Here is a 26,253-nt window from a genome sequence, read left to right on the forward strand (position 1 = left end):
GTTCCCACCCGCACGTCCGGCCGTCCGTCACCCGCCTCGTACGCCGTCCGTGCCTCGCCGTCCGTGCCTCAGCCGACGTCCTCCCGGATCCGCTCGGCGCCGCGCAGCCGCGCGGGGGCCGCCCGCCGGTTCTCCGCGATCTCCTCCTCGGTGGGAAGTTCGGCACCGCGCGTGAGCAGCTTGAGCCGGGGCTGGTACTGCTCGGGGACGACCGGGAGTCCGGGCGGGGCGGTGGTGGCGGCGCCGGCCGCGAACACCTGCTTGACGAGGCGGTCCTCCAGGGAGTGGTACGACAGCACGGCGATCCGTCCGCCGACCTCGAGGGCCTTCACGGCGGCCGGTACCGCCCGCTCCAGCACCGACAGTTCGCCGTTGACCTCGATCCGCAGGGCCTGGAAGGTGCGCTTGGCCGGGTTGCCTCCGGTGCGCTTGGCGGCCTGCGGGAGCGCGTCCCGGATCAGCTCGACCAGGCGCGCGCTGTTGGTGAACGGCTCCTTCTCGCGCTCGCGCACGATCGCGGAGACGATGCGCTTGGCCTGCTTCTCCTCGCCGTAGGCGCGCAGGATGCGCACGAGTTCGCCGGGCGGGTAGGTGTTGAGGACCTCGGCGGCGCTCACTCCGGTCGTCTGGTCCATACGCATGTCGAGGGGGGCGTCCCGGGCGTAGGCGAAGCCGCGGCCGGCCTCGTCCAGTTGCATGGAGGACACCCCGAGGTCGAACAGGACGCCCCGCACACGCGGGAGGCCGAGCCGGGCGAGGACGTCGGGGAGTTCGTCGTAGACGGCGTGGACGAGGGCGGCCCGCTCGCCGAAGGGCGCGAGCCGTTCGCCGGACAGGCGCAGGGCCTCCTTGTCGCGGTCCAGGGCGACGAGCCGTGCCTCGGGGAACCGCCGGAGGAGGGCCTCGCTGTGGCCGCCGAGACCGAGGGTGCAGTCGACCACCACCGCACCCGGCCGCTCCAGGGCGGGTGCCAGCAGATCCAGGCACCGCTGGAGCATCACGGGAACGTGTCGGGTCTCGCTCAACTGGCCCTCTCAGGTCCGGCACGGCGCTTCACGCACCGCCGGGTTCCCGCCCTCCCCCCGGTGAAGGGGCGGCCGGCGCCTTCGGGTGCCGGCGGCGGGAGGAGAGCCGAGCCGTGCGTACGCGCCGCGCACGCGGGGTGATCCCCGGGCCGTAGCCGGGTATCCAGGGGACATCGGTGCGGGCGACGATCACGTCTCCCGCTTCGCGTCACTTTAGTCCACGGTGTCGCCCGGTCAATCAACCGGTCTGCGCGTCGCGGCCCCCGCGACGGGTCAAGGGGTGCGACCGGCGAATCACCCGCGGGAGGGGGCTCACACCACTCCTATGGGTTACCTCACACCAAGGCTCATGGACGTTCTTTGTCGTCTCTCACAACGGGCTCGATCCCCATGTGACCAGTACCGTCATGGGTATGACGACATCCGCATCGGTTCCCACCGGCCCCCAGAACGCCACTGCCGACAAAGGCACGGTCACCGACCGTCTGGTCGACGCCAACGAGCAGTACGCGGCCGCCTTCGCCGACCCCGGCATGGACGCCCGACCGGTACTCAACGTCGCCGTCGTGGCCTGCATGGACGCCCGTCTCGACCTGCACGCCGCGCTCGGCCTCTCGCTCGGCGACTGCCACACCGTCCGCAACGCGGGGGGCGTCGTGACCGACGACGTGATCCGCTCGCTCACCATCAGCCAGCGGGCCCTGGGCACCCGCAGTGTGGTCCTCATCCACCACACGAACTGCGGCCTGGAGTCCATCACCGAGGAGTTCCGGCACGAGCTGGAGATGGAGGTGGGCCAGCGCCCCAACTGGGCCGTGGAGGCCTTCCGGGACGTCGACCAGGACGTACGGCAGTCGATGCAGCGGGTGCGCACCTCGCCGTTCCTGCTGCACACCGATGATGTGCGCGGGTTCGTCTTCGACGTGAAGACCGGCATGCTGCGGGAGATCGACCCGGCCTGACCGGGGCGGACCCGGGCGCCCTCCCCGGAGAATCCCGGACTCCGGATTTTGATCATCAACGTAAAACCTGACATACCGCTGTCAGTTATCCACAGGCGAGTGACACGAATCGGTAACGGCGGCAAGAATGCGGGAGTGGTGCCACGCGGAACTTTTCCCGCGTGGTGTCCGTGATTCGGGGTGGGCCGGTCCGCACAGCACGGCGCCGGCCCAGGACATTTGGGGTCCTCCGCTCCACGAGAGCGCGGGGAAAGGCCGAGGAGGGCCGGGTGACGACCTATGACGATCGAGCGAGCCTCACTGATCTGACCGCCGTGGTGGAACGCGTGCGGGAGTCTGTGGAAGGCGTGATCGAGGGAAAGCCCGAGGTCGTACGGCTCTCGCTGACCGTGCTGCTCGCCGAGGGACATCTGCTCATCGAGGATGTCCCGGGAGTCGGCAAGACGATGCTCGCCAAGGCGCTGGCGCGGTCCATCGACTGCTCGGTGCAGCGGATCCAGTTCACACCGGACCTGCTGCCCTCGGACATCACCGGTGTGTCCATCTGGGACCAGCAGCGCCGTGACTTCGAGTTCAAGCCGGGCGCCATCTTCGCGCAGGTGGTGATCGGCGACGAGATCAACCGCGCGTCGCCGAAGACCCAGTCCGCGCTGCTGGAGTCGATGGAGGAGCGGCAGGTCACCATCGACGGCAAGACCTACGAACTGCCCAGCCCGTTCATGGTCGTGGCGACGCAGAACCCGGTCGAGATGGAGGGCACGTACCCGCTGCCGGAGGCCCAGCGCGACCGTTTCATGGCCCGCGTCTCGGTCGGCTACCCGAGCGCGGACGCCGAACTGCGGATGCTGGACGTGCACGGCGGCGTCTCCCCGCTGGAGGACCTCCAGCCGGTGGCGCACGCGCACGAGATCCTCAAGCTCGTCGAGGCGGTCCGCGACGTGTACGTGGCCGAGCCGATCCGCCGGTACGTGGTGGACCTGGTCGCCGCCACGCGTACGCACCCCGATCTCAGACTCGGTGCCTCCCCGCGGGCGACGCTGCACCTGCTGCGCGCGGCGAAGGCGGCCGCCGCCCTCGGCGGCCGGGACTACGCGCTGCCGGACGACGTCCAGGCTCTCGCCGTGGCCGTCCTCGCGCACCGGCTGCTGCCCACCGCGCAGGCCCAGCTCAACCGCCGTACGTCGGAGCAGGTGGTCCAGGAGATCCTCCAGCGCATCGCCGTGCCCGCGGACCGCTCCCAGGCACCCGCGGGCGCCCCCCGGCCGGGCGGTGTCGGCCAGCAGCCGCCCCGGAGGCTGTGATGAGCACCGCCGGCGCCGTCCACGCGGACGGCGACACGGGCGACCGGAGCGGTGTCAGGACGGCCCTGGCGGGCCTCACCACCCGCGGGCGTTCCTTCCTCGCGGCCGGCGTGGCCGCGGCGGTCTGCGCGTATGTCCTCGGGCAGAGCGATCTGCTGCGGGTCGGGCTGCTGCTCGCTGTGTTGCCGCTGGTGTGCGCGGCGGTGCTCTACCGCACCCGCTACCGGGTCGCGGGCAGCCGCCGGCTCTCCCCCGGCCGGGTGCCGGCCGGTTCCGAGGCGCGGGTGCATCTGCGGATGGAGAACGTCTCGCGGCTGCCCACGGGCCTGCTGATGCTCCAGGACCGGGTGCCCTACGTGCTCGGGCCGCGCCCGCGGTTCGTCCTGGACCGGGTGGAGGCGGGCGGGCGCCGCGAGGTGTCCTACCGGGTCCGCTCCGATCTGCGCGGCCGCTATCCGCTGGGCCCGCTGCAGCTGCGCCTGTCCGACCCGTTCGGGATGTGCGAACTGACCAGGTCCTTCTCGACGCACGACACGCTGACGGTGATCCCGCGCGTGGTGCCGCTGCCGTCGGTGCGGCTGAGCGGCGAGGCCAAGGGGTACGGCGACGGGCGGCAGCGCGCGCTGGCCCTGGCCGGCGAGGACGACGTGATCCCGCGCGGCTACCGCTACGGCGACGATCTGCGCCGGGTGCACTGGCGCTCCACCGCCCGCTACGGCGAGCTGATGGTGCGCCGCGAGGAGCAGCCGCAGCGCGCGCGGTGCACGGTGCTGCTGGACACCCGGGGTGTCGCCTACGCGGGGGCCGGGCCGGACTCGGCGTTCGAGTGGGCGGTGTCGGGCGCGGCCTCCGTGCTGGTGCACATGCTGGAGCGGGGCTTCTCGGTGCGGCTGCTCACCGACACCGGGAACTCGGTGCCGGGCGAGGGGTCCGACGGGTTCGCGGGCGCCAGCCAGGAGTCGGCGGACGCGGCCGGACTGATGATGGACACCCTCGCCGTGGTGGACCACTCCGACGAGGAGGGCCTGTCCCGCGCCTACGACGTGGTGCGCGGCGGGAACGAGGGGCTGCTGGTCGCCTTCCTCGGCGACCTGGACGAGGAGCAGGCCGCGGTGCTCGCCCGGATGCGGCAGCGCAGCGGGGCCGCGCTCGCCTTCCTGCTGGACAGTGACACCTGGCTGGGAGAGCCGGCCGAGGTGCCCGGCGCGCCGGACAGGCGTGAGGAGCGGCTGAGGATGCTGCGGGAGGCGGGCTGGACGGCCCTGGGGGTGCCGCGGGGCGCCCCGCTGGACGAGCTGTGGCGACAGGCGGACCGGGAGCGTTCGGGCCTGGCCGCGGCAAGCGGTGGGGAGGGTCCGTGATCAGCGGGCGGGCGAGGCTGGCCATCTGCGCGTGGGCGGCCACACTGACGGCGGCGTGCGCCCTGTTGCCGTTGGTCGAACCGTCGACCTGGTTCGTGCAGGCGGCGTTCCTGCTGGCGGTCCAGTCGGGTGTGGGCGCCGCGGCGCGGCGGGTGCCGCTGGCGCGTCCGCTGACGGTGGCGGCGCAGGCTGTGGTCACGCTGCTGACGCTGACCCTGGTGTTCGCGCGGGAGCAGGCCCTCGCCGGGCTGATACCCGGCCCGGACGCCCTGGGCCACTTCGCCGACCTGCTGCGACAGGGCGGTGACGACGTCAGCCGGTTCGCGATTCCGGCGCCGCTGTCCGACGGCATCCGGCTGATGCTGATCGGCGGCGTGCTGGTGATCGGGCTGCTGGTGGACACCCTCGCGGTGACGTTCCGCAGCGCGGCCCCGGCCGGACTTCCGCTGCTCGCCCTGTACTCGGTGGCGGCGGGACTGTCCGACAACGGCACCGACTGGCTGTGGTTCCTGCTGGCGGCGGCCGGCTATCTGATGCTGCTGCTCGCCGAGGGCCGGGACCGGCTCTCGCAGTGGGGGCGGGTGTTCGGCGGGGCGCCGGGTCCCGGCGGGGACTCGCCCGGAGCCGTCGCGCCGGTGCGCACCGGACGGCGGATCGGCGCGGTCGCGCTGGGGATCGCCCTGGTGGTGCCGCTGGCACTGCCCGCGATGAACGGCGGCCTGCTGGACCCCACCGGCAGGGGGGTCGGTTCGGGCGCCGGCGGGGGCGGCACCATCTCGGCGGTGAATCCGCTGGTGTCGCTGCGTAACTCGCTGAACGTGGACGAGGACCGCCAGGTCATGTCCCTGCGGTCCGAGCTGACGGATGTGTCGGACCTGTATCTGCGGATCGTGTCGCTGGACGACTTCGACGGCACCTCGTGGAAGCCGTCGAAGCGGTCCATCACGAAGGTGCCGGACGGTGTCTTCCCGACTCCGCCGGGTCTCGGCCCGGAGGTCGGGCGCACGGAGTTCATCACGACGATCTCGACCGCCGGCTCGTTCGGGCAGCAGTGGCTGCCGATGCCGTACCCGCCGAGCGGGGTGAGCATCCGGGGTGACTGGCGCTACGAACCCGTCGGGATGACGCTGGTCGGCGACCACGGGCAGAACACCCGGGGTCTGACGTACGAGGTGCGCAGCCTTCGTGTGCAGCCCACGGCGGAGCAGCTGGCCGCAGCGCCCGAGCCGCCGCCGGCGCTGCTGCGCGAGTACACCGAGCTGCCGGACTCGCTGCCGGAGGTGGTGTCGAGTACGGCACGCGAGGTCACCGCGGGTGCGGACAACGCCTACGACCAGGCGGTCGCGCTCCAGGAGTACTTCACGCTGAACGGCGGCTTCGAGTACGACACCGAGGTCGACGTCGGCAGCGACGCGCAGGCCATCGCCCGTTTTCTGCGGGACAAGCAGGGCTTCTGTGTGCACTACTCCTTCGCGATGGCGTCGATGGCGCGTTCGCTGGGGATACCGGCGCGGATCGCGGTGGGCTTCGCGCCCGGCACCCCGCAGGCGGACGGCACGGTCACGGTGGGGCTGCGGGACGCGCACGCGTGGCCGGAGCTGTACTTCGAGGGGGTGGGCTGGACCCGGTTCGAGCCGACGCCGACGCGTGGTGCGACGCCGTCGTACACGGTGCCGGACGCGGTGGACAGCTCGCAGCCCGATCCGGCGCGGCCGTCGCAGGCGGCGCCCTCGGAGCCGTCGGCGGAGCCCTCGGCGAGCGAGAGCTGTACGCCGGAGCGCAGGAAGCTCGGGGCGTGCGAGAGCGATTCGCCGCAGGTGGCGCTGGACTCGGGCGGTGACGGGCCGAAGTGGTACGGACTGGTGGGCTGGGCGCTGGCCGGTCTGGGGGTCCTGGTGCTGCTGCTGGCGCCGATGCTGTGGCGGGTGCGGACCCGGGCGGTGCGGCTGGGCGGGCACGGCCGGTCGGAGGCGGAGGCGGCGCCGTTCATTCTGGGCGTCTGGGACGAGCTGACCGATACGGCGTGGGACCACGGGATCGCGCCGGACGAGTCGCTGACGCCGCGTGGTGCCGCGGAGCGGATCGTACGGCTGGGGCGGCTGGGCGCGGGGGCCGCGGCGTCGGTGCACCGGGTGGCCGGCGCGGTGGAGCAGGTGCTGTACGCGCCCCGGCCTCGGCCGGCGGTGGGGCTGGCGGAGGATGTGCGGGGGGCCGTGGCGGGGCTGCGGGGCTCTGCGGGGCGGCGGGCTCGGGTGCGGGCGGTGCTCTTGCCGCGGTCGGGTGTGCGAACGCTGTGGGCTGTGTCGGGGTGGTGGGGGCGGGTGCGGGAGCGTATGCCGGCGCTTCGGCCTGCCTGGCGGTGGCCTTCGCGGCAGCGGGGCTGAGGTCTGGGCTGTCGGGCGGGGCTGCCACCCCGAGCGGGTGGCGGCCTGCCCCGGGTGAGGGCTGGGCGGGGGCGTTCGCGCGGCCCGGCGCTTGCGGGGTGCCGTCGCGCCCACCCGTGCCGCCCTGGGGGTACCTCCCCGGCCTTCGAGGCACTGAGGGAGGCACGACTGCCCGCGGATCGCGGAGGGCCGCCGATCGCGGGGACGGCAAAGCTTCGGGGGCGACCACCGTTGGTGGTCGCCCCCGAGCTTCGGAGTGTGGTGCTAGTGGCCGCCCTGCTCGTCCCGGCGGCGTTGCCAGCGTTCTTCGATGCGGTCCATGACCGAGCGGCGTTGTCTGGTCTGGCGGGTCGACTGGGGTTGGCCGGGGGTGGTCGGGGGCTGCTCGCCCGGCTTGGGGGCCTTGCGCCAGCCGGTCACCGCGAGGACCGCGCAGCCCAGCATCACGAGGAATCCCACAACGCTGAGCCAGACGAGCTGGGCGACCATACCGGCCATGAGGAGCGCAATACCCACGAGGAAGCCCGCGACCGCCTGGTAGACCCGTCGCCGGGTGTACGTACGCAGCCCGCTTCCCTCGAGCGCCGTCGCGAACTTGGGATCTTCGGCGTACAGCGCTCGCTCCATTTGCTCGAGCATGCGCTGCTCGTGCTCCGAGAGCGGCACGGAGTCCTCCTCATCGTGCAGTCGCCGGGGCGACCCGGGGGGTCCCTTCAGGATAGGCAGGGAATCGCCCCCGTGAAACCCGCCCCTCTGCGCCAATTGGCCAACCGGTACCAGCCATCACGTCCCGGCCCGCCTGAGCGTTCTCATTCCCCGGCGGCCGGCCCGTCATGCCGGGCGGTCTCCCTCGATCATACGGCGCCCCGCCGCCATTCGGGGGGCCTGTGGCGCACTCCATGTACGCCAGGGGTCACCGAACGCGTCGCTGATCAGCGACGCGCCACGGACGGCCGCTCAGACCCCCGGGGTCCGACGCGTCTCACCGAGCACATGAAGTTGGGTGGCCACGGAGTGGAACGCGGTGAACTCGGCCGCCGCGGCCTCCAGCTTCAGAAGCGCCTCCAGGGCCCCCGGCTCGGTGTCCACGAGCACGCCGGGGACGAGGTCGGCGAAGACCCGCACCCCGTGCACGGCGCCGACCCGCAGACCCGCGCCCTCCACGAGCGCGGTGAGCTGGTCGGCTGTGAAGCGGTGCGGCACGGGGTCGGCGGCGCCCCATCGGCCGTTCGGGTCGTCGAGGGCCTGCCTGGCCTCCGTGAAGTGCCCGGCGAGGGCGCGGGCGAGCACGGCGCCGCCGAGGCCCGCGGCGAGCAGGCTGAGGACGCCGTCGGGGCGCAGGGCCGCCACCACGTTGCGTACGCCCTCGGCGGGGTCGTCGACGTACTCCAGGACGCCGTGGCAGAGCACGATGTCGTAGCCGCCGCGCTCGGCCACGTCGAAGAGGCCGAGCGCGTCGCCCTGGACGCCTCGCACCCGGTCGGCGACGCCGGCCTCGGCGGCGCGGCGCTCCAGGGCGAACAGCGCGTTGGGGCTGGGGTCGACGACGGTGACCCGGTGGCCGAGGCGGGCGAGGGGTACGGCGAAGTTGCCGCTGCCGCCGCCGGTGTCGAGGACGTCCAGTGCCGGCCGTCCGGTCGCCTTGACCCGGCGTTCCAGGGCGTCCTGGAGGACCTCCCAGACCACGGCGGTACGGAGGGCGGCACGGGGCCGCATCGGGTCCGACACGGTGTTGTCTCCTCGGCGCGAGCGGGAATCAGGCGGTGTCCACCCTATGGCCTGCGGCCGGCAGGGACGGGGGCGGTGGGGCCGGGCCCTGTGATTCGCCCCCGCCGCACCTCTACTCGGCCCCGCGCCCTTGTCCCGGTCCCTGGGAAGGCAGGACGGGTTGCGCGAGCAGGGTGCGTTCCACCAGGCGCAGGAACATCGCCGCGTCCCTCATGAGGTCGTCCGCGTCGCGGACCGTGGCCGCGCCCTGGATTCCTGCCTCTGCCCGGGCTCTGCGGGGGGCGCCCGAGGCGAACAGGGCGCTCCATTCGGTGAGCTCGGGGGCTATTTCGGGGAGGACTTCCCAGGCGCTGCGTATCTTGGCGCGGGCGCGCGGGGAGGTCTCCGGGCGGCCTCGGGCCGCGAGGACCGCGGCCGCTGTGCGCAGGGCCGCGAGGTGGGCCGTCGCGTAGCGCTCGTTGGGTGTGTCGAGGACGGCGGCCTCTTCGAGCCCGGCACGTGCCTGGGCGAGCAGGTCGAGGGCGGCGGGCGGGGCCGTGGCGCGGCGCAGCACGGGGTGGATGTCGCTCGCCGGGCCGTTCAGTGAGGGGGCAGGGCCGGTGGCGCGGCGCCGGTGGGCGGCGGCTGCGGACGAGTGGGCCATGACGAACCTCCTGTCGTCTGGTGACGGCACCTCCGAGAGATGCCGTATGTGCACATCGTGAGGTATGGCACTGACAATCCGTTCTGACCTGGGCTTTTGCTTCGAGCGGGCGTTCGGGCTAGTTTTTGCACTGACCAGTCAGTTCAAAAACAGTCGGTGCAAGAACAGCCGGTGCAGGAACAGCCGGTTCAAGAACAGGGGGAAACCGTGGACGGTCCGCCCGGACTCGCCGTCACCGCCCGCGACTTCGGCCTCAGGGGCCCGCGGGGCTGGGTGTTCCGCGGGGTGTCGGTCGACGCGGAACCCGGCTCACTGATCGCGGTGGAGGGGCCGTCCGGGTCGGGCCGTACCTGCCTGCTGCTCGCCCTCACCGGCCGGATGCGGCCCACGGAGGGCCGGGCCGAGGTCGGTGGGCTCGAACTGCCGAGGCGCATGTCCGCCGTACGCCGCCGCAGCGCGCTCGCGCACGTCAGCGGTGTGACCGATCTCGACCCCGCTCTCACCGTCGGCGAGCATCTGCGCGAACAGGCCCTGCTGCAGCGCCGTTTCGGCGGCCCGCCGCGTCCGTGCGCCGACCCGGCGCCGGCCACCGTCGGGCTGGACCTCGCCTCCCTCCCCAAGGCGGAGCGGACCGCCGTACGGGATCTGGAGCGGCTGGAGGCGCTGCGGCTGTCGCTCGCGCTGGCGCTGCTGGGGCGGCCCCGGCTGCTCGCCGTGGACGACACCGACCTGAAGCTCTCACCGGCCGAACGGGACGACGTCCGCCGCCTGCTGGAGTCCGTCACCGAGGCCGGCACCACCGTGCTGGCGGTGTTCGGCGAGGCACCGCGCGGCGCGGTGGTCGTCCGCACCGAGACCGGCACGCACGACGACGACGACACGAAGGAGGCGGCGGCCGATGCGCTCGCCGGGACTGGCCGCTCTTGAGCTCCGGCGCTTCGGCCGGGGCAAGCTGCCGCGTGCGGCCCTGGTCGCCCTGCTGGTGCTGCCACTGCTGTACGGCGCCCTGTACCTGTGGTCGTTCTGGGACCCGTACGGCAGGCTGGACCGGATCCCGGTGGCGCTGGTGAACGACGACGAGGGGGCGAGCGCCGACGGGGAGCGGATCACCGCCGGGGACGACATCGCCGGGGGGCTGCGCGACAGCGGCACCTTCGACTGGCGCGAGGTGAGCGCGGAGGAGGCCCGGCGGGGTGTCGAGGACGGCACGTACTACCTGTCGCTGACGGTGCCCGCCGACTTCAGCCGCCGCATCGCCTCCAGTTCGGGCGACTCGCCCGAGGCGGGCGCGCTCCGGGTGCGGACGAACGACGCCAACAACTACATCGTCGGGCAGATCTCCCGCACGGTCTTCGGCGAGGTGCGCCGGGCCGCGTCCACGAAGACCTCGCGTTCCTTCCTGGACCGGATCTTCGTCTCGTTCTCGGATCTGCACGGCGAGACGGTGAAGGCGGCCAAGGGGGCCGACAAGCTGAACGGCGGCATCGGGAAGGCGGAGAAGGGCTCCCAGGATCTCGCCGACGGCCTGACGGACGCCCGCGAGGGGAGCGGCAAGCTGTCCAAGGGGCTCAAAGGCCTTCACGAGGGCGCCGGTGACCTCCAGGACGGCTCGAGGAAGGTCGCGGACGGCACGCGTGCCCTCGCCGGCCGGGTGACCGCGGCCGCCGCGCAGGCGGGTCCGTTCCTGGAGAAGAACGAGAAGGCCATCGGCGACACCGCGCGGTTCGTCGCGGACTCGGCCAAGACGCTCCGTGAGGACCTCACCACTCTGGAGGAGGAGGCGCCGGCCGCCGCGAAGGACGCCCGCGCGGCGTCCGGCACGATGGACGGCGTCCACCGCGCGCGCTGCGAGGACCCCGCGCTGCCCGACCCCGCCTGCCCCGACCTGGAGAAGGCCCGGGTCGCGGCGGCCGAGGCGGCGGCCGTCGCCGAGGACGTCGGCGCCCTGGTCACCGGCCACCGCGACGACCTGAAGAAGCTCGACGGGCATCTCGTCACCCTGGAGAAGCAGGCGCGGACGCTCGCCGCCCGCGCCCCGCACCTCTCGGAGGACCTCGATGACACCGTCACCAGGATCAACAAGCTGGACGCGGGGGCCGCGAAGGTCGCCGCCGGCGCGAAGAGGCTCACCAAGGGCCTCGGCACCGCCGAGACCGGCGCCTCGGACCTGGACAAGGGCGTCGGCGAACTGGAGACCGGCGCGGACGATCTGAACGGCGGTCTCCTCAAGCTCGTCGACGGCTCGGGCGAGCTCGCCGGCGGTCTGCACGAGGGCGCCGGGAGGATCCCCGACTACGACGAGCGGGACCGCGACCGGCGCACCGGGGTGATGGCCGACCCGGTCCGGCTGGTCTCCCACGACCTGCACAGGGCGCCCGACTACGGCACCGGCTTCGCCCCGTACTTCATCCCGCTGTCGCTGTGGGTGGGCGCGATGGTGGCGTACATGCTGATCGCGCCGATGAACCGGCGCGCGCTCGCGGCCGGCGCCTCCGCCTGGCGGATCGCGCTGGCGGGCTGGCTGCCGGTGGTGGCGATCGGGGTGGCGCAGACGCTGGCGCTGATGTCGGTGCTGCACTGGGCGCTCGGACTGCAGATGGCGCGGGCGGCCGGGACGGTCGGCTTCCTGTTCCTGGTGACCGCGTGCTTCGCGGCGATCGTGCAGTGGCTGAACGCGCGCTTCGGCGCGGCCGGCCGGATCCTCGTCCTCGCGCTGCTGATGCTCCAGCTGACCTCGGCGGGCGGCACGTACCCCGTGCAGACCAGTCCCGGCTTCTTCAACGCGCTGCACCCGTTCCTGCCGATGAGCCACGTCGTCGACGCGCTGCGGCGGCTGATCACGGGCGGGGGTCTGGGGCCGGTGTGGCAGGCGTGCGCCGTGCTGGCGGCCTTCACCGCGGGCGCCCTCGCCCTGACCGCGCTGTCGGCGCGCCGCCGCCAGGTGTGGACGATGGACCGGCTGCACCCGGAGCTGACCTTGTGAGCGGGCGGGCCGGCGGCCCTGTGACAATCGGGGCCATGGAAAGCAGCAGCACCACGCCGGGCGGCAGCGCCCGCCGCGAGGCCACCCGGCAGAAGCTCTACGAGGCGGCCGTCACCCTCATCGCCGAACAGGGCTTCTCCGCCACCACCGTGGACGAGATCGCCGAGCGCGCGGGGGTCGCGAAGGGCACGGTCTACTACAACTTCGCGAGCAAGTCGGTCCTCTTCGAGGAGCTGCTGCGGCACGGGGTCGGCCTGCTGACCGCCTCGCTGCGGGAGGCGGCCGGGCGGACCGCGCGCGAGGGCGGCAGCCGGGTCGACGCCCTGGACGCGATGATCCGCGCGGGGCTCGTCTTCATCGACCGCTACCCGGCCTTCACCCAGCTGTACGTGGCCGAGCTGTGGCGCACCAACCGGGCGTGGCAGTCCACGCTGCTGGTGGTGCGGCAGCAGGCGGTGGCGGTGGTCGAGGACGTGCTGCGCGAGGGCGTGGCGAACGGCGAGTTCAGCGAGGAGATCGACGTCCCGCTGACGGCGGCGGCGCTGGTCGGCATGGTGCTGGTGGCGGCGCTGGACTGGCAGTCGTTCCAGCCGGAGCGCTCCCTGGACGAGGTGCACGCGGCGCTGTCCCGGCTGCTGCAGGGCAGGGCCGGCGGCCACCGCTGACGCTCGGCGGCGTACGAAAAACGCCGGTTCGGTGGTGGCCGCGTCCCCCGCGGGCCACCGGCCGGACCGGCGCCTTCCGCATTCCCCCGTACGTCCCCCGTACCTCCCCCGCGGACCCCCGTCGCGGTCGCCCCCGGGTTCCCCCGTGCCTCGCTCCCGCCGACGGTGCCGGCGGAAGGAGCGGATCGCGGGCCCCTGCCGTTCCGGCGCCCCGTGTCGCCGGTTCCGGGAGCCGAGCCCCTCTCCGTGGTCTCCACTCTCCCGTTCCCGCAGGTCGGCCCCCATCCGCGCGCGTACTCAACTCGCCCACTAGGTACGGGTACTCAGTGCTGCGCACGCGCGCCCACATCCCCGCGCCGCCGTCTGGGGCCCTGGGCGGGGGCTCCGGTGCTCGGGTACGGGTTGTCGGTGGCGGCGGATAAGGTCCCTGGCATGGCACGGATTGCGGTGATCGGCGCCGGGATGGGCGCGATGGCGGCCGCCGCCCGGCTGGCCGTCGCGGGCCACCGGGTGACGGTGTACGAGCGGACGGACACGTACGGCGGTGCGGTGCGCCGCCTGGAGCGGGACGGGTTCGCCTTCGACACCGGTCCGGGTCTGCTGCCGTTGCCGGCGGTCTACCGGGACCTGTTCGTGAAGACGGGCAGGGAGCCGCTGGAGGAGTGTGTCGAGCTGGTCCAGGTCGACCCGTCGTCGCACCACGTGTTCGCGGACGGCACCCGCGTGTCGCTGCCGAACGCCTCCCGCGCGGGGGTCGTCGCCGCTCTGGACAGGGCCCTCGGGGCGGAGCCGGCCAGGCGCTGGGGCGACTTCCTGGTCCGGGCCCGGGAGGCCTGGGATCGCACGCGCCGGCCGCTGCTCGAGGAGCCGCTGTGGCCCAACTGGCGGACGCTGGCCGAGCGTGAGCCGTATCCGGCGGTCCCCCACAAGAAGCTGCTGCGCACGCGCAGGGCGGGCACGCTCGCCGAGGTCGGTGCGTGGGAGCTGCGTGATCCCCGGCTGACCGCCCTGCTGGAGAGCCACGCGCTCGCGTACGGCCTCGACCCGCGCCGGACCCCGGCGAGCGCGGCGGTGCTGCCGTACATGGAGCACGCCTTCGGGCTCTGGTACGTGCGCGGCGGCATGCGGGAACTGGCGCGCGCGGTGTACGAGCGGTGTCTGGCCCGCGGGGTCGAGTTCGTCTTCGGTGCCGAGGTCATACGGATCGTGGAGAAGGACGGCCGGGCGGCGGGCGTCGGCTTCCGCGACGGCATGGTGGCCGGGGCGGACCATGTGGTGGCGGGCGTGGACCACCACCGGCTGGGGTTCCTGGCCGAGCACCGGCTGTACGACGACGGGGATGTGCGGCCCGACGTCCGCGGGGAATGGGCGCCTCCCGGGCGGTTCGGCGTGCTGCTGGCGCTGCGCGGCCCGCGTGAGCCGGACGCGCCGCACCGCACGGTCGTGCACACCACCGGCCGCGAGGCCGAGCTGGACTTCCTCAGCGTCGGCACCGACGCCCCGGCACCACCCACGGTGACCGTGCTGCGGCCGGACGACCCCGCCCTGCGCCCCGACGCGGAGCACGAGTCCGTGGTGGTGTCCGCCGTGGTGCCGTCGGACGCGCAGTGGGGTGAGGGCGACCTCGACGAGCGGTACGCGGACCTGGTCGTCGAAGCGGCCGAACGGGCCCTTCCCGGCCTGCGCGAGCGCGTCCTGTGGCGGGAGGTGTACACGCCCGACCACGCCGACGAGGAGACGGGCGCCGAGTTCGGGGGCGTCCCCGCCCCGTCCCTGGCGGGGGGCGGCGTCGGGTTCCTGCGTCCGGCCAATGTCACCGCGCTGCCGGGGCTCTACCGCGTCGGGGGCTGGTCGCATCCCGGCGGCGGGCTTCCGCGCGCCGGGATGTCGGGGGCGCTGGTCGCCGGACTGATCGTGGAGGGGCCGGAGTTCCGCGGGTCGCAGTGACCGCGCTCAGTAGCGGTACTGCTCGTCGTACCCGGTGCCGTTGCCGTGTGTCTGTCCGTCGCCCTGGTAGGGGTACTGCTGCTGCTCCGGCGGGAGTTCACCGCCGTACCCGTCGTCGGCGCCGCGCTGCTGCGGGACCCAGAGGCCGCCGGCCGGGGTCTCGCCGCCGCCGTAGCCCTGCTGGGCGTACGGGTCCTGGGTGTAGCCCTGCTGGGCGTACTGCTGCTGGTCGGTGTAGCCGGTGTCGTACGAGGTGTTCCCGTAGGCCGTGTTGTCGACGTACGGGTCGGAGTAGGCCGCGTACTGCTGCTGGCCCGTGGTGTCGTAGCCCTGCTGCTGGCCGTAACCGGAGTAGTCGTAGGCGTAGTTCGGGTCGGCGCCCTGGGCGGTCGCCGCGTACTGGTCCTGGGAGGGGGCCGCGTAGCCGTGCTCGCCGCCGTAGACGCCGTAGGAGCCGGTGTCGTCGGGCATGGGCTGCGGCTCGTAGACGGCGGTGCTCTCGGCGTCCGCGGGCTGGTCGGGGCGGGCGGCGGGGGTGAACACGTCGTCGCGGTCGTAGTCGTCGTCCGCGCGGTAGGCGGCCCGCTCGCGGTGGCCGCCGTCGCCCTGGTCGCCGCCGGACGGCTCCAGGTCGGAGACCTCCAGGGTCGGCTCCTCGCGTCCGCGGTCGCCCCGGCGGCCCTTGGCGGCGGCGAGCATCGGCGCGTTGACCGCCCAGCCGGCCGCGAAGCCGCGGCGGAACGACAGCGTGACGTAGGTCTGGCCGACGGCGAAGGCCGCGGCGCCCAGTCCGATGACGACGACGGACGGGATCAGCACACCGAGCACGACACCGAGGAAGCCGCCGAAGGCGAGCAGCCGCCAGCGCAACCGTGCCTTGTACTGCAGCAGCACCTCACCCAGCAACCACAGCGCGACGATGCCGAACGCGATGTAGAGGACCGTCCAGCCCATGTACGCCCCTCTCCCAGTGGTCGCTACGCAGTGTGTCGTATATCCGTGCGACCGGTCTAGGCCCGCGGTGGGTGGTGCAGGCCCAGGTTCTCGTAGATTTCCAGGGTCGCCGTGGAGTTGTTGAGCGTGATGAAGTGCAGTCCGGGCACTCCCTCGGCCAGCAGCCGGGCGCAGAACTCGGTGGCGAACCCGATTCCGATCGAGCGTACCGCCGCCGGATCGTCCTTCGCTGCGAGGATCCGCTCTTTCAGCGCCTCGGGGAACGAGGCGTTACTCAGCTTTGGCAACCTCTCCAGCATCTTCACGCTGGTCACGGGCATGATCTCGGGAATCACCGGGGTCGCGCAGCCCGCCGCGTCGACTCGGTCACGCAGGCGCAGATAGGACTCGGGCTGGAAGAACATCTGGGTGATCGCGTAGTCGGCGCCGGCCCGGCACTTGTCGACGAAGCGGGCGACGTCGCTGTCCCAGTCGGCCGAGCGCGGGTGCATCTCGGGGAAGGCGGCGACGCCGACGCAGAAGTCGCCCGACTCCTTGATGAGCCGCACGAGTTCGGCCGCGTATGTCAGTCCCTGCGGGTGCGCCACCCAGTCGCCCATGGGGTCGCCGGGCGGGTCGCCGCGCACCGCGAGCATGTTGCGGATCCCGGCGTCGGCGTACTGGCCGATGATGTTGCGCAGCTCGGCGACGGAGTGGTCGACGGCGGTGAGGTGGGCGACCGGGGTGAGAGTGGTGTCGGAGACGATCTGCTCGGTCTCCTTGACCGTGCCGGCCCGCGTGGATCCGCCCGCTCCATAGGTCACGGAGACGAAGTCGGGCGCGACCGCCTCGACCCTGCGCAGCGCGCTCCACAGGTTCCGCTCGCCCTTGGGCGTCTTCGGCGCCGAGAACTCGAAGGAGTACGTCGTCTTGCCTGCGGCGAGCATGTCACGCACGGTGCGTGCGCGATCAGTCCTGGTCGATGCGGTTCCGAGGGCCATACCGGCAGGTTAGCCAGGGGGCGGCGGTCCCCCAACCGGATGCGGGATATTTGTCTGAAATGCCGACTTGCTGTCCACCCCTTGGACAAACCTGAGACGTGCGGGGTCATTCCGCGGCCGCGGGCGCCGCCTGCCGCAGCCGCTCGGCGAACTCGGCCGCCGCCGCGCCGGGGTCGTCCGCCTCGGTGACGGCCCGTACGACGACGACCCGGCGGGCACCGGCGTCGAGCACCTCGTCGAGGTTGCCGAGGTCGATGCCGCCGATGGCGAACCAGGGGCGCCCGGCGTCGAGGGCCGCGGCGTACCGGACGAGGTTTAGGCCGGGGGCGTGGCGGCCGGGCTTGGTGGGGGTGGGCCAGCAGGGGCCGGTGCAGAAGTAGTCCACACCGGGCTGGACGGCCGCGGCGGCGGCCTCGGACTCGGCGTGGGTGGAGCGGCCGATCAGGATGTCGTCGCCGAGGATCGCGCGGGCTGCGGGGACGGGCAGGTCGCCCTGGCCGAGGTGGAGGACGCCGGCGCGGGCGGCGTGGGCGACGTCCGCGCGGTCGTTGACCGCGAGCAGCTTGCCGTGCCGGGCGCAGGCGTCGGCGAACACGGCGAGGTGCTCCAGCTCCTCACCGGCCTCCATGCCCTTGTCCCGCAGCTGCACGATGTCGACCCCACCCGCCAGTACGGCGTCCAGGAACTCGGGGAGATCGCCCTGCCGCTTGCGGGCGTCGGTGCACAGGTAGAGCAGGGCGCCGTCGAGCCGGGCGCGAGCGGTGGCGGTCATTCGAGGGTCCCCCCCGGGGATGTCGGCGGCGCACGGACCCGGCGGGCCCGAGATGTCACGGGCGGACACTCCGGGCCGCGACGACCGGCGAGACACACCCGGACGGACCTTATGCCGCCGCTCCAGCGGCCGCGAGAGCCCCCTCCCGGGAGGACGGCGACGGGGCACGGCGATGCCCGCGCCCGGGCACGCACCCGCCCCGGGCCGGCGGCCCGAGAACGGCCACACGCACCCGGCCCGCCGCGTGCGGGGCCGCGGCGGCCGAAGACCCGGCCGCCGCGGCCCCGGCGAACGCTGGGGGCCGCGTCACGCGACCGGGTCTTCGGCCGCTCCGGGTGCCGTGGCACGGCGTCCGGGGCGGGCGTGAGACCTCCCGCGTCGGACACGGCGGTCAGGCGGACTGCCGTGGCCGGGGCTCGGGGCCCCGGTCACGGGTGGTCGGGGGCGGTCAGACCGCGAGGGCCTGGGCTCGGCGTTTCACCTCCGTGCCGCGGTTCTCGCTGAGGGCCTGGGCCGGGGTGCCCGGCAGGGTGGGGTCGGGGGTGAACAGCCACTCGAGCATCTCTTCGACCGTGAAGCCGTCGTCCCGCAGGAGCGTCAGGGTCCCGGTCAGGCCCTTGACGACCTTGTCCTCGTCGATGAAGGCGGCGGGGACGTGCAGTGCGCGGTTCTCACCCCGGCGTACGGCGATGAGCTGGCCCTCCTTGACCAGCTGCCGGACACGCGTCACCTCGATATCGAGCATTTCGGCGATATCGGGCAGAGTGAGCCAGGCGGGGACGAGAGCATCGATCTTTGCGTCAATCTCGGTCACGGGACAAGCCTGCCATCTGCCACTGACAGGAGGAAGTCAGCCCCGCCCACCTGCGCCGACGCGGCGTGCCGGAACCCTCAGACGGTCGCCGCCTTCAGCGGCCGTCCCGGGTCCGCCAGCAGCTCCGCGTCCATCGCCGTGCCCGCCTCGATCAGTCTGCGCCCCTGCGCCAGATCCCGGGGCCGCCCGACCGCGAGCAGGGCGACCAGGCGGGACTCCCGCAGCCAGCAGACGCTCCACGCCGGCCCGGCGGGGTCCCCGCGCCACACGGTCCGGTCGGCGTCCGCGTGATGCCCGGCGTACTGCACGAATCGCCCGAACTGCTCGGACCAGAAGTACGGCACCGGGTCGTACACCGCCGGCTCCCGGCCGCTGAGGGCTCCTAGGATGTTCCCGGCGACCGTGCGCGGCCCCTGGAGGGCGTTGTCCCAGTGGTGGACCAGCAGCCGCTCGCCGTAGCGCCCGGACGGGAAGGACGCGCAGTCACCGACCGCGTACACGTCCGGCAGGGAGGTCGCCAGATGACGGTCGGCGACGATCTCGCCGTGCGCGCCGAGCCCGATCCCGGAGCCCGCGAGCCAGGCGGTGGCGGGCCGGGCCCCGATGCCGACGACCACGGCGCCGGCGGGCAGCCGCGAGCCGTCGTCCAGGACCACGGCGCCGGGCTCGACGCGCTCCACGCGCGTGCGGGTGCGCAGCGCGACGCCGGCCTCGGCGTACCAGGCGGCCATCGGGGCGGCCACCTCGGCGGGCAGCGCCTCCACCAGCGGACGCTCCTCCGCCTCCACGACGGTGACCGCGCAGCCCGCCTCGCGGGCCGCCGTGGCGAACTCCGCGCCGATCCAGCCGGCCCCGACCACCACGACGTCGTGCTGCCGTGCGAGCACCGGCCGCAGCCGCGCGGCGTCGTCCAGGGTGCGCAGCAGATGCACACCGGGCACGCCCTCGGCGCCGGGCAGCCGGACCGGTTCCGCCCCGGTGGCGACCACCAGCACGTCGTACGGGACGGGCCCGGCCTCCGTGTCCAGTGCGTGGTCACCGGCGCGCAGGCCGAGGGCCTCACAGCCGAGCCGCAGTTCGATGCCGGCGTCCTCGAAGTCGACGTCGAAGGCGGAGTCCTCGGCCTTGCCTAGCAGCACCGCCTTGGACAACGGGGGCCTGTCGTAGGGCTGGTGGGGTTCCGCGCCGATCAGCGTCACGGTGCCGGTGAAGCCCTGTTCGCGCAGGGCGAGGGCGGTCTGCACGCCGGCCATGCCCGCGCCCGCCACGACCACCCGCCGCGGATCGGACGGTCCCGGTTGCTGCGTCTGCTCAGTCACCCGATCACCTTAGACAGCTGACGCGGCATCACCCGGCCGGGTGCTCGACCTGTTCCACGACGCTCGTCCCGCTGCCCGGCTGGGACTCCCACTCCCAGCTCTCCTCCAGCCGCACCCGCCCGTCGGGCAGTTCGACGACCGTGGACACGCAGTGTCCCGAGGAGGTGGTGCCGTCCCGCTTGAGCTGCGCGTACCGGAAGTCCAGCCGGTCTCCCGCGCGGGTGCCCACCAGATGCCCGCGGACGACGTCGCCGCCCCCGTACTCGGCCCAGATCTCGCCGTCCCGCTCGTGGTAGACGAACCGGGTGCGGGTGCCGACCTGGCCGGGGGCCTGGTCGGCCACGGGGGCGAGGACGAGTCCGTCGAGCGATGGTGCCACGCGGGAGGCTCCCTTACAGGGTCGGTGGGGCGGGGGATACGCTGGCCAACGTACAAGCACTCGCGGGAGCCCGGACGCACCGGGCTGAGAGGGAGGCTGGCGGCCTCCGACCGTACGAACCTGATCCGGGTCATGCCGGCGAAGGGAGGGGCTGGACGCCCATGTCGCCCACACGTACCTCGGACGTCCTCGTCGTCGGGGGCGGAATCATCGGACTGGTCACGGCCTGGCGGGCCGCGCAGCGCGGTCTCTCCACGGTCGTGGTGGACCCCGAGCCGGGCGGCGGGGCCGCCCGGGTGGCCGCCGGGATGCTGGCCGCCGTCACCGAGCTGCACTACGGCGAGGAGACCCTGCTCGGTCTGAACCTCGCCTCCGCGCGGCGTTATCCCGCCTTCGCGGCCGAGCTGACCGAGTTCACCGGCCACGACCTCGGCTACCGCGCGTGCGGCACGCTCGCCGTGGCACTGGACGCCGACGACCGCGCCCATCTGCGGGAACTGCACGCCCTCCAGGAGCGGTCGGGGCTTCGGTCGCAGTGGCTGTCCGGGCGGGAGTGCCGGCGCCTGGAGCCGATGCTCGCGCCGGGGGTGCGCGGGGGGCTGCGGGTGGACGACGACCACCAGATCGACCCCCGGCGGCTGGCGGCCGCACTGGTCACCGCCTGTGAGCGGGCCGGCGTGACCCTCCACCGGGCGTGGGTGGAACGGCTCGTGGTGACCGGGGAGCGGGCGACGGGTGTCGTCACGGCCGACGGCACCGAGCTGGCCGCCGGGCGGACGGTGCTCGCGGCGGGCAGCCTCAGCGGGCGGCTGGCGGGCGTACCGGCGGACGTGCTGCCTCCCGTGCGTCCCGTGAAGGGACAGGTCGTACGGCTGACGATGCCCGAGCGGCACGGCCCGTTCCTGAGCCGGACCGTACGGGCCGTGGTGCGCGGCAGCCATGTCTATCTGGTGCCGCGCGAGAACGGCGAGCTGGTGATCGGGGCGACCAGCGAGGAGCTGGGCTGGGACACCACCGTCACCGCGGGCGGCGTGTACGAGCTGCTGCGCGACGCCCACGAGCTGGTTCCCGGGATCACCGAACTGCCGCTCACCGAGACCCGCGCGGGACTGCGCCCCTGCTCCCCCGACAACGCGCCGCTGCTCGGCCCGACGGAGCTCGAGGGGCTGCTCCTGGCCACCGGCCACCACCGCAACGGCGTCCTGCTGACGCCGGTCACCGGCGACGCCATGGCGGATGCCCTGACCGGCGGGACGCTGCCGGACGTGGCCCGCCCGTTCACCCCGCGGCGCTTCGGCGCCGCCGTCCTCACGGAGCAGTCCGCATGAACGTCTCGGTCAACGGGGAGCGGCGGGAGTTCGCGCCCGGCACCGCTCTCGACCTCGTCGTGAAGTCGCTCACCGCGGCGCCCTCGGGGGTGGCCGCCGCCCTCAACGAGACCGTCGTCCCGCGTGCGCAGTGGCCGGTCACCCCCCTGTGTGAGGGCGACCGGGTGGAAGTCCTGACCGCCGTCCAGGGAGGCTGACCATGGCCGACGATCCGTTCCTCCTCGGCGATACGTCCTTCACGTCCCGTCTGATCATGGGCACCGGCGGGGCGCCGAGCCTCGACGTGCTGGAGCGGGCGCTGGTGGCGTCCGGGACGGAGCTGACCACCGTCGCGATGCGGCGGGTGGACCCGTCGGTGCACGGGTCCGTGCTGTCGGTACTGGAGCGGCTGGGCATCCGGGTGCTGCCGAACACGGCGGGGTGCTTCACCGCCGGGGAGGCGATCCTCACCGCGCGGCTCGCGCGGGAGGCGCTCGGCACGGACCTCGTCAAGCTGGAGGTCATCGCCGACGAGCGGACGCTGCTGCCGGACCCGGTCGAGCTGCTGGACGCGGCCGAGACGCTGGTCGACGACGGGTTCACGGTGCTGCCGTACACCAACGACGATCCGGTGCTGGCGTGGAAGCTGGAGGACGTGGGGTGTGCGGCGGTCATGCCGCTGGGGTCGCCGATCGGGTCGGGGCTGGGGATCCGTAATCCGCACAACTTCGAGTTGATCGTGGAGCGGGCGGGGGTGCCGGTGATCCTGGACGCGGGGGCGGGGACGGCGTCCGATGTGGCGCTGGCGATGGAGCTGGGGTGTGCGGGGGTGATGCTGGCGTCCGCGGTGACCCGGGCGCAGGTGCCGGTGCTGATGGCCGCCGCGATGCGGTCGGCTGTGGAGGCGGGGCGGGGGGCTCGGCTGGCGGGGCGGATTCCGCGGCGGTGGTTCGCGGCGTCGGCGTCGTCTCCCGCGGAGGGGCTGGCCGAGCTGGACCCGGAACGCCCGGCGTTCCAGCCCCCACCTCCGTGAACCCGGACACCCCACCCAGGCCCCGTCCCGGCGTCCCGGCGTCCCCGTCCCGCCCGGTCGCGGGCAGGCGTGCCGCACGCGGCTGGGCGGGGCGGGGACGTCACAGGTCCGCTGCAACAGGGGTTGGGCGGGTCTGGGGTGTCGGTGGGGGCTTGTAGATTTAAGGGGTGGACACGACCCTTCAGGACCCTCTGGTCGGGCAACTGCTCGACGGCCGGTATCGCGTCGAGGCGCGGATCGCGGTCGGCGGGATGGCCACGGTCTACCGGGCCGTGGACACCCGCCTCGACCGCATCCTCGCCCTCAAGGTGATGCACCCCTCCCTCGCGGCGGACGGCTCGTTCGTCGAGCGGTTCATCCGCGAGGCGAAGTCGGTCGCCCGTCTGGCCCACCCGAACGTGGTGCAGGTCTTCGACCAGGGCACCGACGGGGCGTACGTCTACCTGGCGATGGAGTACATCGCGGGCTGCACCCTGCGTGACGTGCTGCGTGAGCGCGGCGCGCTGCAGCCGCGGGCCGCGCTGGACATCCTGGAGCCCGTACTGGCCGCGCTCGGCGCCGCGCACCGGGCCGGGTTCGTGCACCGCGACATGAAGCCCGAGAACGTGCTGATAGGAGACGACGGCCGGGTCAAGGTCGCCGACTTCGGGCTGGTCCGCGCCGTGGACTCGGTGACGAACACCACGGGCACGGTGCTGGGCACGGTCTCGTACCTGGCCCCGGAGCAGATCGAGAACGGCATCGCGGACACCCGCGTGGACGTGTACGCGTGCGGCATCCTGCTGTACGAGATGCTGACCGGCGAGAAGCCGCACGACGGCGACTCCCCCGCGATCGTGCTGTACAAGCATCTGCACGACGACGTGCCGGCCCCGTCGGCCGCCGTACCCGGCATGGCGTACGAGCTGGACGAGCTGGTCGCGTCGGCGACCGCGCGCAACCCCGAGCTCCGTCCGCACGACGCGGTGGCGCTGCTCGCGCAGGTCCGCGCGGGACGTGGCCGGCTCACCGACGGGCAGCTCGACGCGGTTCCCCCGCAGGCGCTGACGGCGGAGCACGACAACGCCGAGGACCGTACGAGCGTCATCCCCCGCTCGCTCGGCATCCCCCGCCCGCTGCCCGTGAACGAGGACGAGGGCCCGGACCCGGTGCGTCTCACCAGCCGTTTCCAGTCCCCGCCGCCGCTGCCGCCCCGGCGCCGGACCGCGCTGCGGCGCGGGCCGATGGCGATCGTCGTGGCCGTGCTCCTGGTCCTCGGGGTCGGCTCGGGGATCTGGTACATCAACTCGGGCCAGTTCACCAAGGTCCCGCCGCTGCTGGCGAAGACCGAGAAGGAGGCCCGGGACCGGCTGGCGACGGCCGGTCTCGGCGTCGGCGAGGTGACGGAGGCGTTCAGCGACAGCGTGGAGCGGGGCAGGGTGATCAGCACCGACCCGAAGGCGGGCGCCCGCATCCGCGGCAACGACTCGGTGTCGCTGACCGTCTCCAGGGGCCCGCAGACCGTGCGGGTGCCCGACCTCGACGGCTACCCACTGGACAAGGCGCGTGACGTGCTGAAGGACGACGGTCTGGAGCCGGGCATGGTCACCCGCGAGTTCAGTGACTCGGTGACCCGGGGCTCGGTGATCTCCACGGAGCCCGGCAAGGGCACCAAGGTCCGCGCGGGCTCGGCGGTGGCGCTGACCGTGAGCAAGGGCCGCCCGGTGGAGGTGCCGGACGTGACCGGCGACGGCCTGGAGGACGCGCGGGCCGAGCTGGAAGAGGCCGGACTCAAGGTGGAGGTCGCCGCCGAACGGGTGAACTCGGAGTTCGACGCCGGCCAGGTGGCCCGGCAGAACCCGGGCGAGGGCGGCCGGGCCGCCGAGGGCGACACCGTGACGCTGACCCTGTCCAAGGGCCCCGAGATGATCGAGGTGCCGGACGTGGTCGGCGACAGTGTGGACGAGGCCAGGCAGAAGCTGGAGGACGCCGGGTTCCAGGTGGACGAGGACCGCGGAATCCTCGGCCTGTTCGGCGACACGGTCAAGGGCCAGTCCGTGGACGGCGGGGGCACCGCGCCCAAGGGGTCGACGATAACCATAGAGATCCGCTGACCGGCGGCCCCCGCGCGCATGACACCCTTGACGGGTGAAGAGTCACCAGTCCGGCCCCGTCCGCAACCCGGTCGGCGGCCATGTCCCCGTGGCCGGCGGCCTGCACTCCGTCGGCCTGTCCTACGCCCGTGAGCTGCGGGCGGAGACCGTGCAGGTCTTCGTCGCCAACCCGCGCGGCTGGGCCACCCCGCCCGGCAACCCTGAGCAGGACGAGGCCTTCCGCGCCGCCTGCGCGGAGGGCTCGGTCCCGGCCTACGTACACGCCCCGTACCTGATCAACTTCGGGTCGCACACCGAGGCGACCGTAGAGCGGTCCGTGGAGTCGCTGCGCCACTCGCTGCGGCGCGGCCGGGAGATCGGCGCGCTGGGCGTGGTGGTGCACACGGGCAGCGCCACGGGCGGCCGGGAGCGGTCGGTGGCCCTGAAGCAGGTACGGGAGTACATGCTGCCGCTGCTGGACGAGCTGACCCATGACGACGACCCGTTGCTGCTGCTGGAGTCCACGGCCGGCCAGGGCTCCTCGCTGTGCTCACGGACCTGGGACTTCGGACCGTACTTCGAGGCGCTGGACGCCCATCCGAAACTGGGCGTCTGCCTGGACACCTGCCATGTCTTCGCGGCCGGCCACGATCTGACCGGGCCGAGCGGCATGCACCAGACGCTGGACCTGCTGGTGGACACGGTCGGCGAGGGCCGGCTGAAGCTGATCCACGCCAACGACTCCCAGGACGTGGTCGGCGCGCACAAGGACCGTCACGCCAACATCGGCGCGGGCCACATAGGCGAGGACCCGTTCCGGGCGCTGATGAGGCACCCGGCGACCGAGGGCGTACCGCTGGTCATCGAGACGCCCGGCGGCAAGGAGGGCCACGCCGCGGACGTGGAGCGGCTGAAGCGGCTGCGGGACGCCTGAGACCGTACGACGGTCAGAGCTCGGGGCCGTCCCCGGGCTCCTCCTGGTAGGAGTAACGCTGCTCCTGCCAGGGGTCGCCGAGGTTGTGGTAGCCGCGCTCCTCCCAGAAGCCCCGGCGGTCGGCGGTCATGTACTCCACACCGCGCACCCACTTGGGTCCCTTCCAGGCGTACAGATGGGGGACGATCAGGCGCAGCGGGAAGCCGTGCTCGGCGGTGAGCAGCTCGCCGTCCTTGTGGGTGGCGAAGAGGGCGCGTTCGGAGGTGAAGTCGGCGAGCCGCAGGTTGGAGCTGAAGCCGTACTCCGCCCAGACCATCACATGGGTGACGTCCGGGGCGGGCGGGGCGAGGTCCACGACCGTGCGCGCCGGGATGCCGCCCCACTCGGCGCCCACCATGCTGAACTTGGTCACACAGTGCAGATCGGCCTCGACCGTGGTGTACGGCAGGGCGGTGAACTCCTCGTGGTTCCAGCAGCGTTTCTCACCGTCGGCGGTGGCGCCGAAGACCCGGAACTCCCAGCGTTCGGGCCGGAACTTCGGGACCGGCCCGTAGTGGGTGACCGGCCAGCCCTTCTGCAGCCGCTGCCCCGGCGGGAGCTCGGACCGCGCCGCTCCTTCTGCTGTGCGCTCCCCCGCTTCGCGTTCCGCCGGCTGACCCATGTCTCCATCCTGACAGACCGAGGGCCATG

At 73.3% G+C, this 26,253-nt stretch carries 24 protein-coding genes and 1 riboswitch; of the genes, 13 read left to right on the forward strand and 11 right to left on the reverse strand.

Annotated features, from left to right (window positions below; genetic code table 11):
- Positions 1–68: 68 nt before the first annotated feature.
- Positions 69–1,025 (reverse strand): 16S rRNA (cytosine(1402)-N(4))-methyltransferase RsmH, encoded by a 957-nt coding sequence (rsmH, locus tag ACGFR9_RS31345; protein WP_393215240.1) that lies wholly within the window; start codon positions 1,023–1,025, stop codon positions 69–71.
- A gap of 413 nt (positions 1,026–1,438) precedes the next feature.
- On the opposite strand from rsmH, the gene ACGFR9_RS31350 reads away from it, so the two are divergent.
- The 4 genes from ACGFR9_RS31350 (at position 1,439) to ACGFR9_RS31365 (ending at position 7,033) form a co-directional block, all read left to right on the forward strand.
- A complete protein-coding gene (locus ACGFR9_RS31350; protein WP_393215243.1) occupies positions 1,439–1,987 on the forward strand; it encodes a beta-class carbonic anhydrase in 549 nt (182 codons plus the stop codon).
- 269 nt (positions 1,988–2,256) lie between these two features.
- On the forward strand, positions 2,257–3,288 hold the full coding sequence (locus ACGFR9_RS31355) for an AAA family ATPase (RefSeq protein ID WP_393215245.1): 1,032 nt from the start codon (positions 2,257–2,259) through the stop codon (positions 3,286–3,288).
- On the forward strand, positions 3,288–4,649 hold the full coding sequence (locus tag ACGFR9_RS31360; RefSeq protein WP_393215248.1) for a DUF58 domain-containing protein: 1,362 nt from the start codon (positions 3,288–3,290) through the stop codon (positions 4,647–4,649). Before ACGFR9_RS31355 ends, ACGFR9_RS31360 begins: the two co-directional genes overlap by 1 nt.
- On the forward strand, positions 4,646–7,033 hold the full coding sequence (locus tag ACGFR9_RS31365; RefSeq protein WP_393215251.1) for a transglutaminaseTgpA domain-containing protein: 2,388 nt from the start codon (positions 4,646–4,648) through the stop codon (positions 7,031–7,033). Before ACGFR9_RS31360 ends, ACGFR9_RS31365 begins: the two co-directional genes overlap by 4 nt.
- A gap of 264 nt (positions 7,034–7,297) precedes the next feature.
- On the opposite strand, the gene ACGFR9_RS31370 is transcribed toward ACGFR9_RS31365, so the two are convergent.
- From ACGFR9_RS31370 to ACGFR9_RS31380, 3 genes are all read right to left on the reverse strand, one after another.
- Positions 7,298–7,699 (reverse strand): DUF3040 domain-containing protein, encoded by a 402-nt coding sequence (locus ACGFR9_RS31370; protein WP_393215254.1) that lies wholly within the window; start codon positions 7,697–7,699, stop codon positions 7,298–7,300.
- Positions 7,700–7,990: 291 nt separating this feature from the next.
- Complete coding sequence (locus tag ACGFR9_RS31375) at positions 7,991–8,761, reverse strand: methyltransferase (protein ID WP_393215256.1); 771 nt, start codon at positions 8,759–8,761, stop codon at positions 7,991–7,993.
- A 112-nt stretch (positions 8,762–8,873) separates the two neighbouring features.
- Positions 8,874–9,404: an SAV_6107 family HEPN domain-containing protein gene (locus ACGFR9_RS31380; protein ID WP_393215259.1), complete on the reverse strand. Its 531-nt coding sequence runs from the start codon at positions 9,402–9,404 to the stop codon at positions 8,874–8,876.
- Between the two features lie 207 nt (positions 9,405–9,611).
- Between ACGFR9_RS31380 and ACGFR9_RS31385 the strand changes: the two genes are divergently transcribed.
- The 4 genes from ACGFR9_RS31385 (at position 9,612) to ACGFR9_RS31400 (ending at position 14,999) form a co-directional block, all read left to right on the forward strand.
- Positions 9,612–10,331 (forward strand): ATP-binding cassette domain-containing protein, encoded by a 720-nt coding sequence (locus ACGFR9_RS31385; protein ID WP_393215262.1) that lies wholly within the window; start codon positions 9,612–9,614, stop codon positions 10,329–10,331.
- Complete coding sequence (locus ACGFR9_RS31390) at positions 10,303–12,387, forward strand: YhgE/Pip family protein (protein ID WP_393215265.1); 2,085 nt, start codon at positions 10,303–10,305, stop codon at positions 12,385–12,387. Before ACGFR9_RS31385 ends, ACGFR9_RS31390 begins: the two co-directional genes overlap by 29 nt.
- 35 nt (positions 12,388–12,422) lie before the next feature.
- Positions 12,423–13,052, forward strand: a complete 630-nt coding sequence (locus ACGFR9_RS31395) for a TetR/AcrR family transcriptional regulator (protein WP_393215268.1) — start codon at positions 12,423–12,425, stop codon at positions 13,050–13,052.
- 432 nt (positions 13,053–13,484) lie between these two features.
- Positions 13,485–14,999: a phytoene desaturase family protein gene (locus tag ACGFR9_RS31400; RefSeq protein WP_393215270.1), complete on the forward strand. Its 1,515-nt coding sequence runs from the start codon at positions 13,485–13,487 to the stop codon at positions 14,997–14,999.
- 6 nt (positions 15,000–15,005) lie between these two features.
- Here ACGFR9_RS31400 and ACGFR9_RS31405 read toward each other — a convergent pair whose 3' ends face one another.
- The 6 genes from ACGFR9_RS31405 to ACGFR9_RS31430 all read right to left on the reverse strand — a co-directional run bounded on the left by ACGFR9_RS31405 (position 15,006) and on the right by ACGFR9_RS31430 (position 20,217).
- Positions 15,006–15,953, reverse strand: coding sequence for a hypothetical protein (locus ACGFR9_RS31405; protein WP_393215273.1), 948 nt, complete (start codon positions 15,951–15,953; stop codon positions 15,006–15,008).
- Positions 15,954–16,009: 56 nt separating this feature from the next.
- Positions 16,010–16,933, reverse strand: a complete 924-nt coding sequence (gene metF, locus ACGFR9_RS31410) for a methylenetetrahydrofolate reductase [NAD(P)H] (protein WP_393215276.1) — start codon at positions 16,931–16,933, stop codon at positions 16,010–16,012.
- 106 nt (positions 16,934–17,039) lie between these two features.
- On the reverse strand, positions 17,040–17,705 hold the full coding sequence (thiE, locus tag ACGFR9_RS31415) for a thiamine phosphate synthase (protein ID WP_393215279.1): 666 nt from the start codon (positions 17,703–17,705) through the stop codon (positions 17,040–17,042).
- A 448-nt stretch (positions 17,706–18,153) separates the two neighbouring features.
- Entirely contained in the window at positions 18,154–18,519 is a 366-nt protein-coding gene (locus tag ACGFR9_RS31420; RefSeq protein WP_393215282.1) for an Rv2175c family DNA-binding protein, read from the reverse strand.
- A gap of 77 nt (positions 18,520–18,596) precedes the next feature.
- A complete protein-coding gene (locus ACGFR9_RS31425) occupies positions 18,597–19,838 on the reverse strand; it encodes an NAD(P)/FAD-dependent oxidoreductase (protein ID WP_393215285.1) in 1,242 nt (413 codons plus the stop codon).
- Between the two features lie 28 nt (positions 19,839–19,866).
- The gene (locus ACGFR9_RS31430; RefSeq protein WP_393215288.1) at positions 19,867–20,217 is read right to left on the reverse strand and encodes a hypothetical protein; all 351 of its coding nucleotides are present in this window, start codon (positions 20,215–20,217) and stop codon (positions 19,867–19,869) included.
- Between the two features lie 52 nt (positions 20,218–20,269).
- Positions 20,270–20,381, forward strand: a riboswitch (TPP riboswitch).
- Between ACGFR9_RS31430 and thiO the strand changes: the two genes are divergently transcribed.
- The 5 genes from thiO to ACGFR9_RS31455 all read left to right on the forward strand — a co-directional run bounded on the left by thiO (position 20,379) and on the right by ACGFR9_RS31455 (position 25,563).
- Positions 20,379–21,545 (forward strand): glycine oxidase ThiO, encoded by a 1,167-nt coding sequence (gene thiO / locus ACGFR9_RS31435; protein WP_393215291.1) that lies wholly within the window; start codon positions 20,379–20,381, stop codon positions 21,543–21,545. Its footprint overlaps the riboswitch before it by 3 nt.
- Positions 21,542–21,742 carry a sulfur carrier protein ThiS gene (thiS, locus tag ACGFR9_RS31440; protein ID WP_393215294.1) on the forward strand — a complete coding sequence of 67 codons (201 nt, stop codon included), beginning with the start codon at positions 21,542–21,544 and terminating at the stop codon, positions 21,740–21,742. The genes thiO and thiS overlap by 4 nt, the downstream gene beginning before the upstream one ends.
- 2 nt (positions 21,743–21,744) lie before the next feature.
- A complete protein-coding gene (locus ACGFR9_RS31445; RefSeq protein ID WP_393215296.1) occupies positions 21,745–22,557 on the forward strand; it encodes a thiazole synthase in 813 nt (270 codons plus the stop codon).
- 167 nt (positions 22,558–22,724) lie between these two features.
- Positions 22,725–24,650 (forward strand): Stk1 family PASTA domain-containing Ser/Thr kinase, encoded by a 1,926-nt coding sequence (pknB, locus tag ACGFR9_RS31450; RefSeq protein WP_393215298.1) that lies wholly within the window; start codon positions 22,725–22,727, stop codon positions 24,648–24,650.
- Positions 24,651–24,684: 34 nt separating this feature from the next.
- Positions 24,685–25,563 (forward strand): deoxyribonuclease IV, encoded by an 879-nt coding sequence (locus ACGFR9_RS31455; protein ID WP_393215301.1) that lies wholly within the window; start codon positions 24,685–24,687, stop codon positions 25,561–25,563.
- Positions 25,564–25,576: 13 nt separating this feature from the next.
- Here the strand turns inward: ACGFR9_RS31455 and ACGFR9_RS31460 are convergent, their stop codons facing one another.
- Complete coding sequence (locus ACGFR9_RS31460; protein ID WP_393215304.1) at positions 25,577–26,224, reverse strand: sulfite oxidase-like oxidoreductase; 648 nt, start codon at positions 26,222–26,224, stop codon at positions 25,577–25,579.
- Positions 26,225–26,253: the final 29 nt, after the last annotated feature.

The sequence above is a fragment of the Streptomyces sp. NPDC048584 genome, from assembly GCF_043199595.1.
Lineage (GTDB): Bacteria > Actinomycetota > Actinomycetes > Streptomycetales > Streptomycetaceae > Streptomyces > Streptomyces edwardsiae.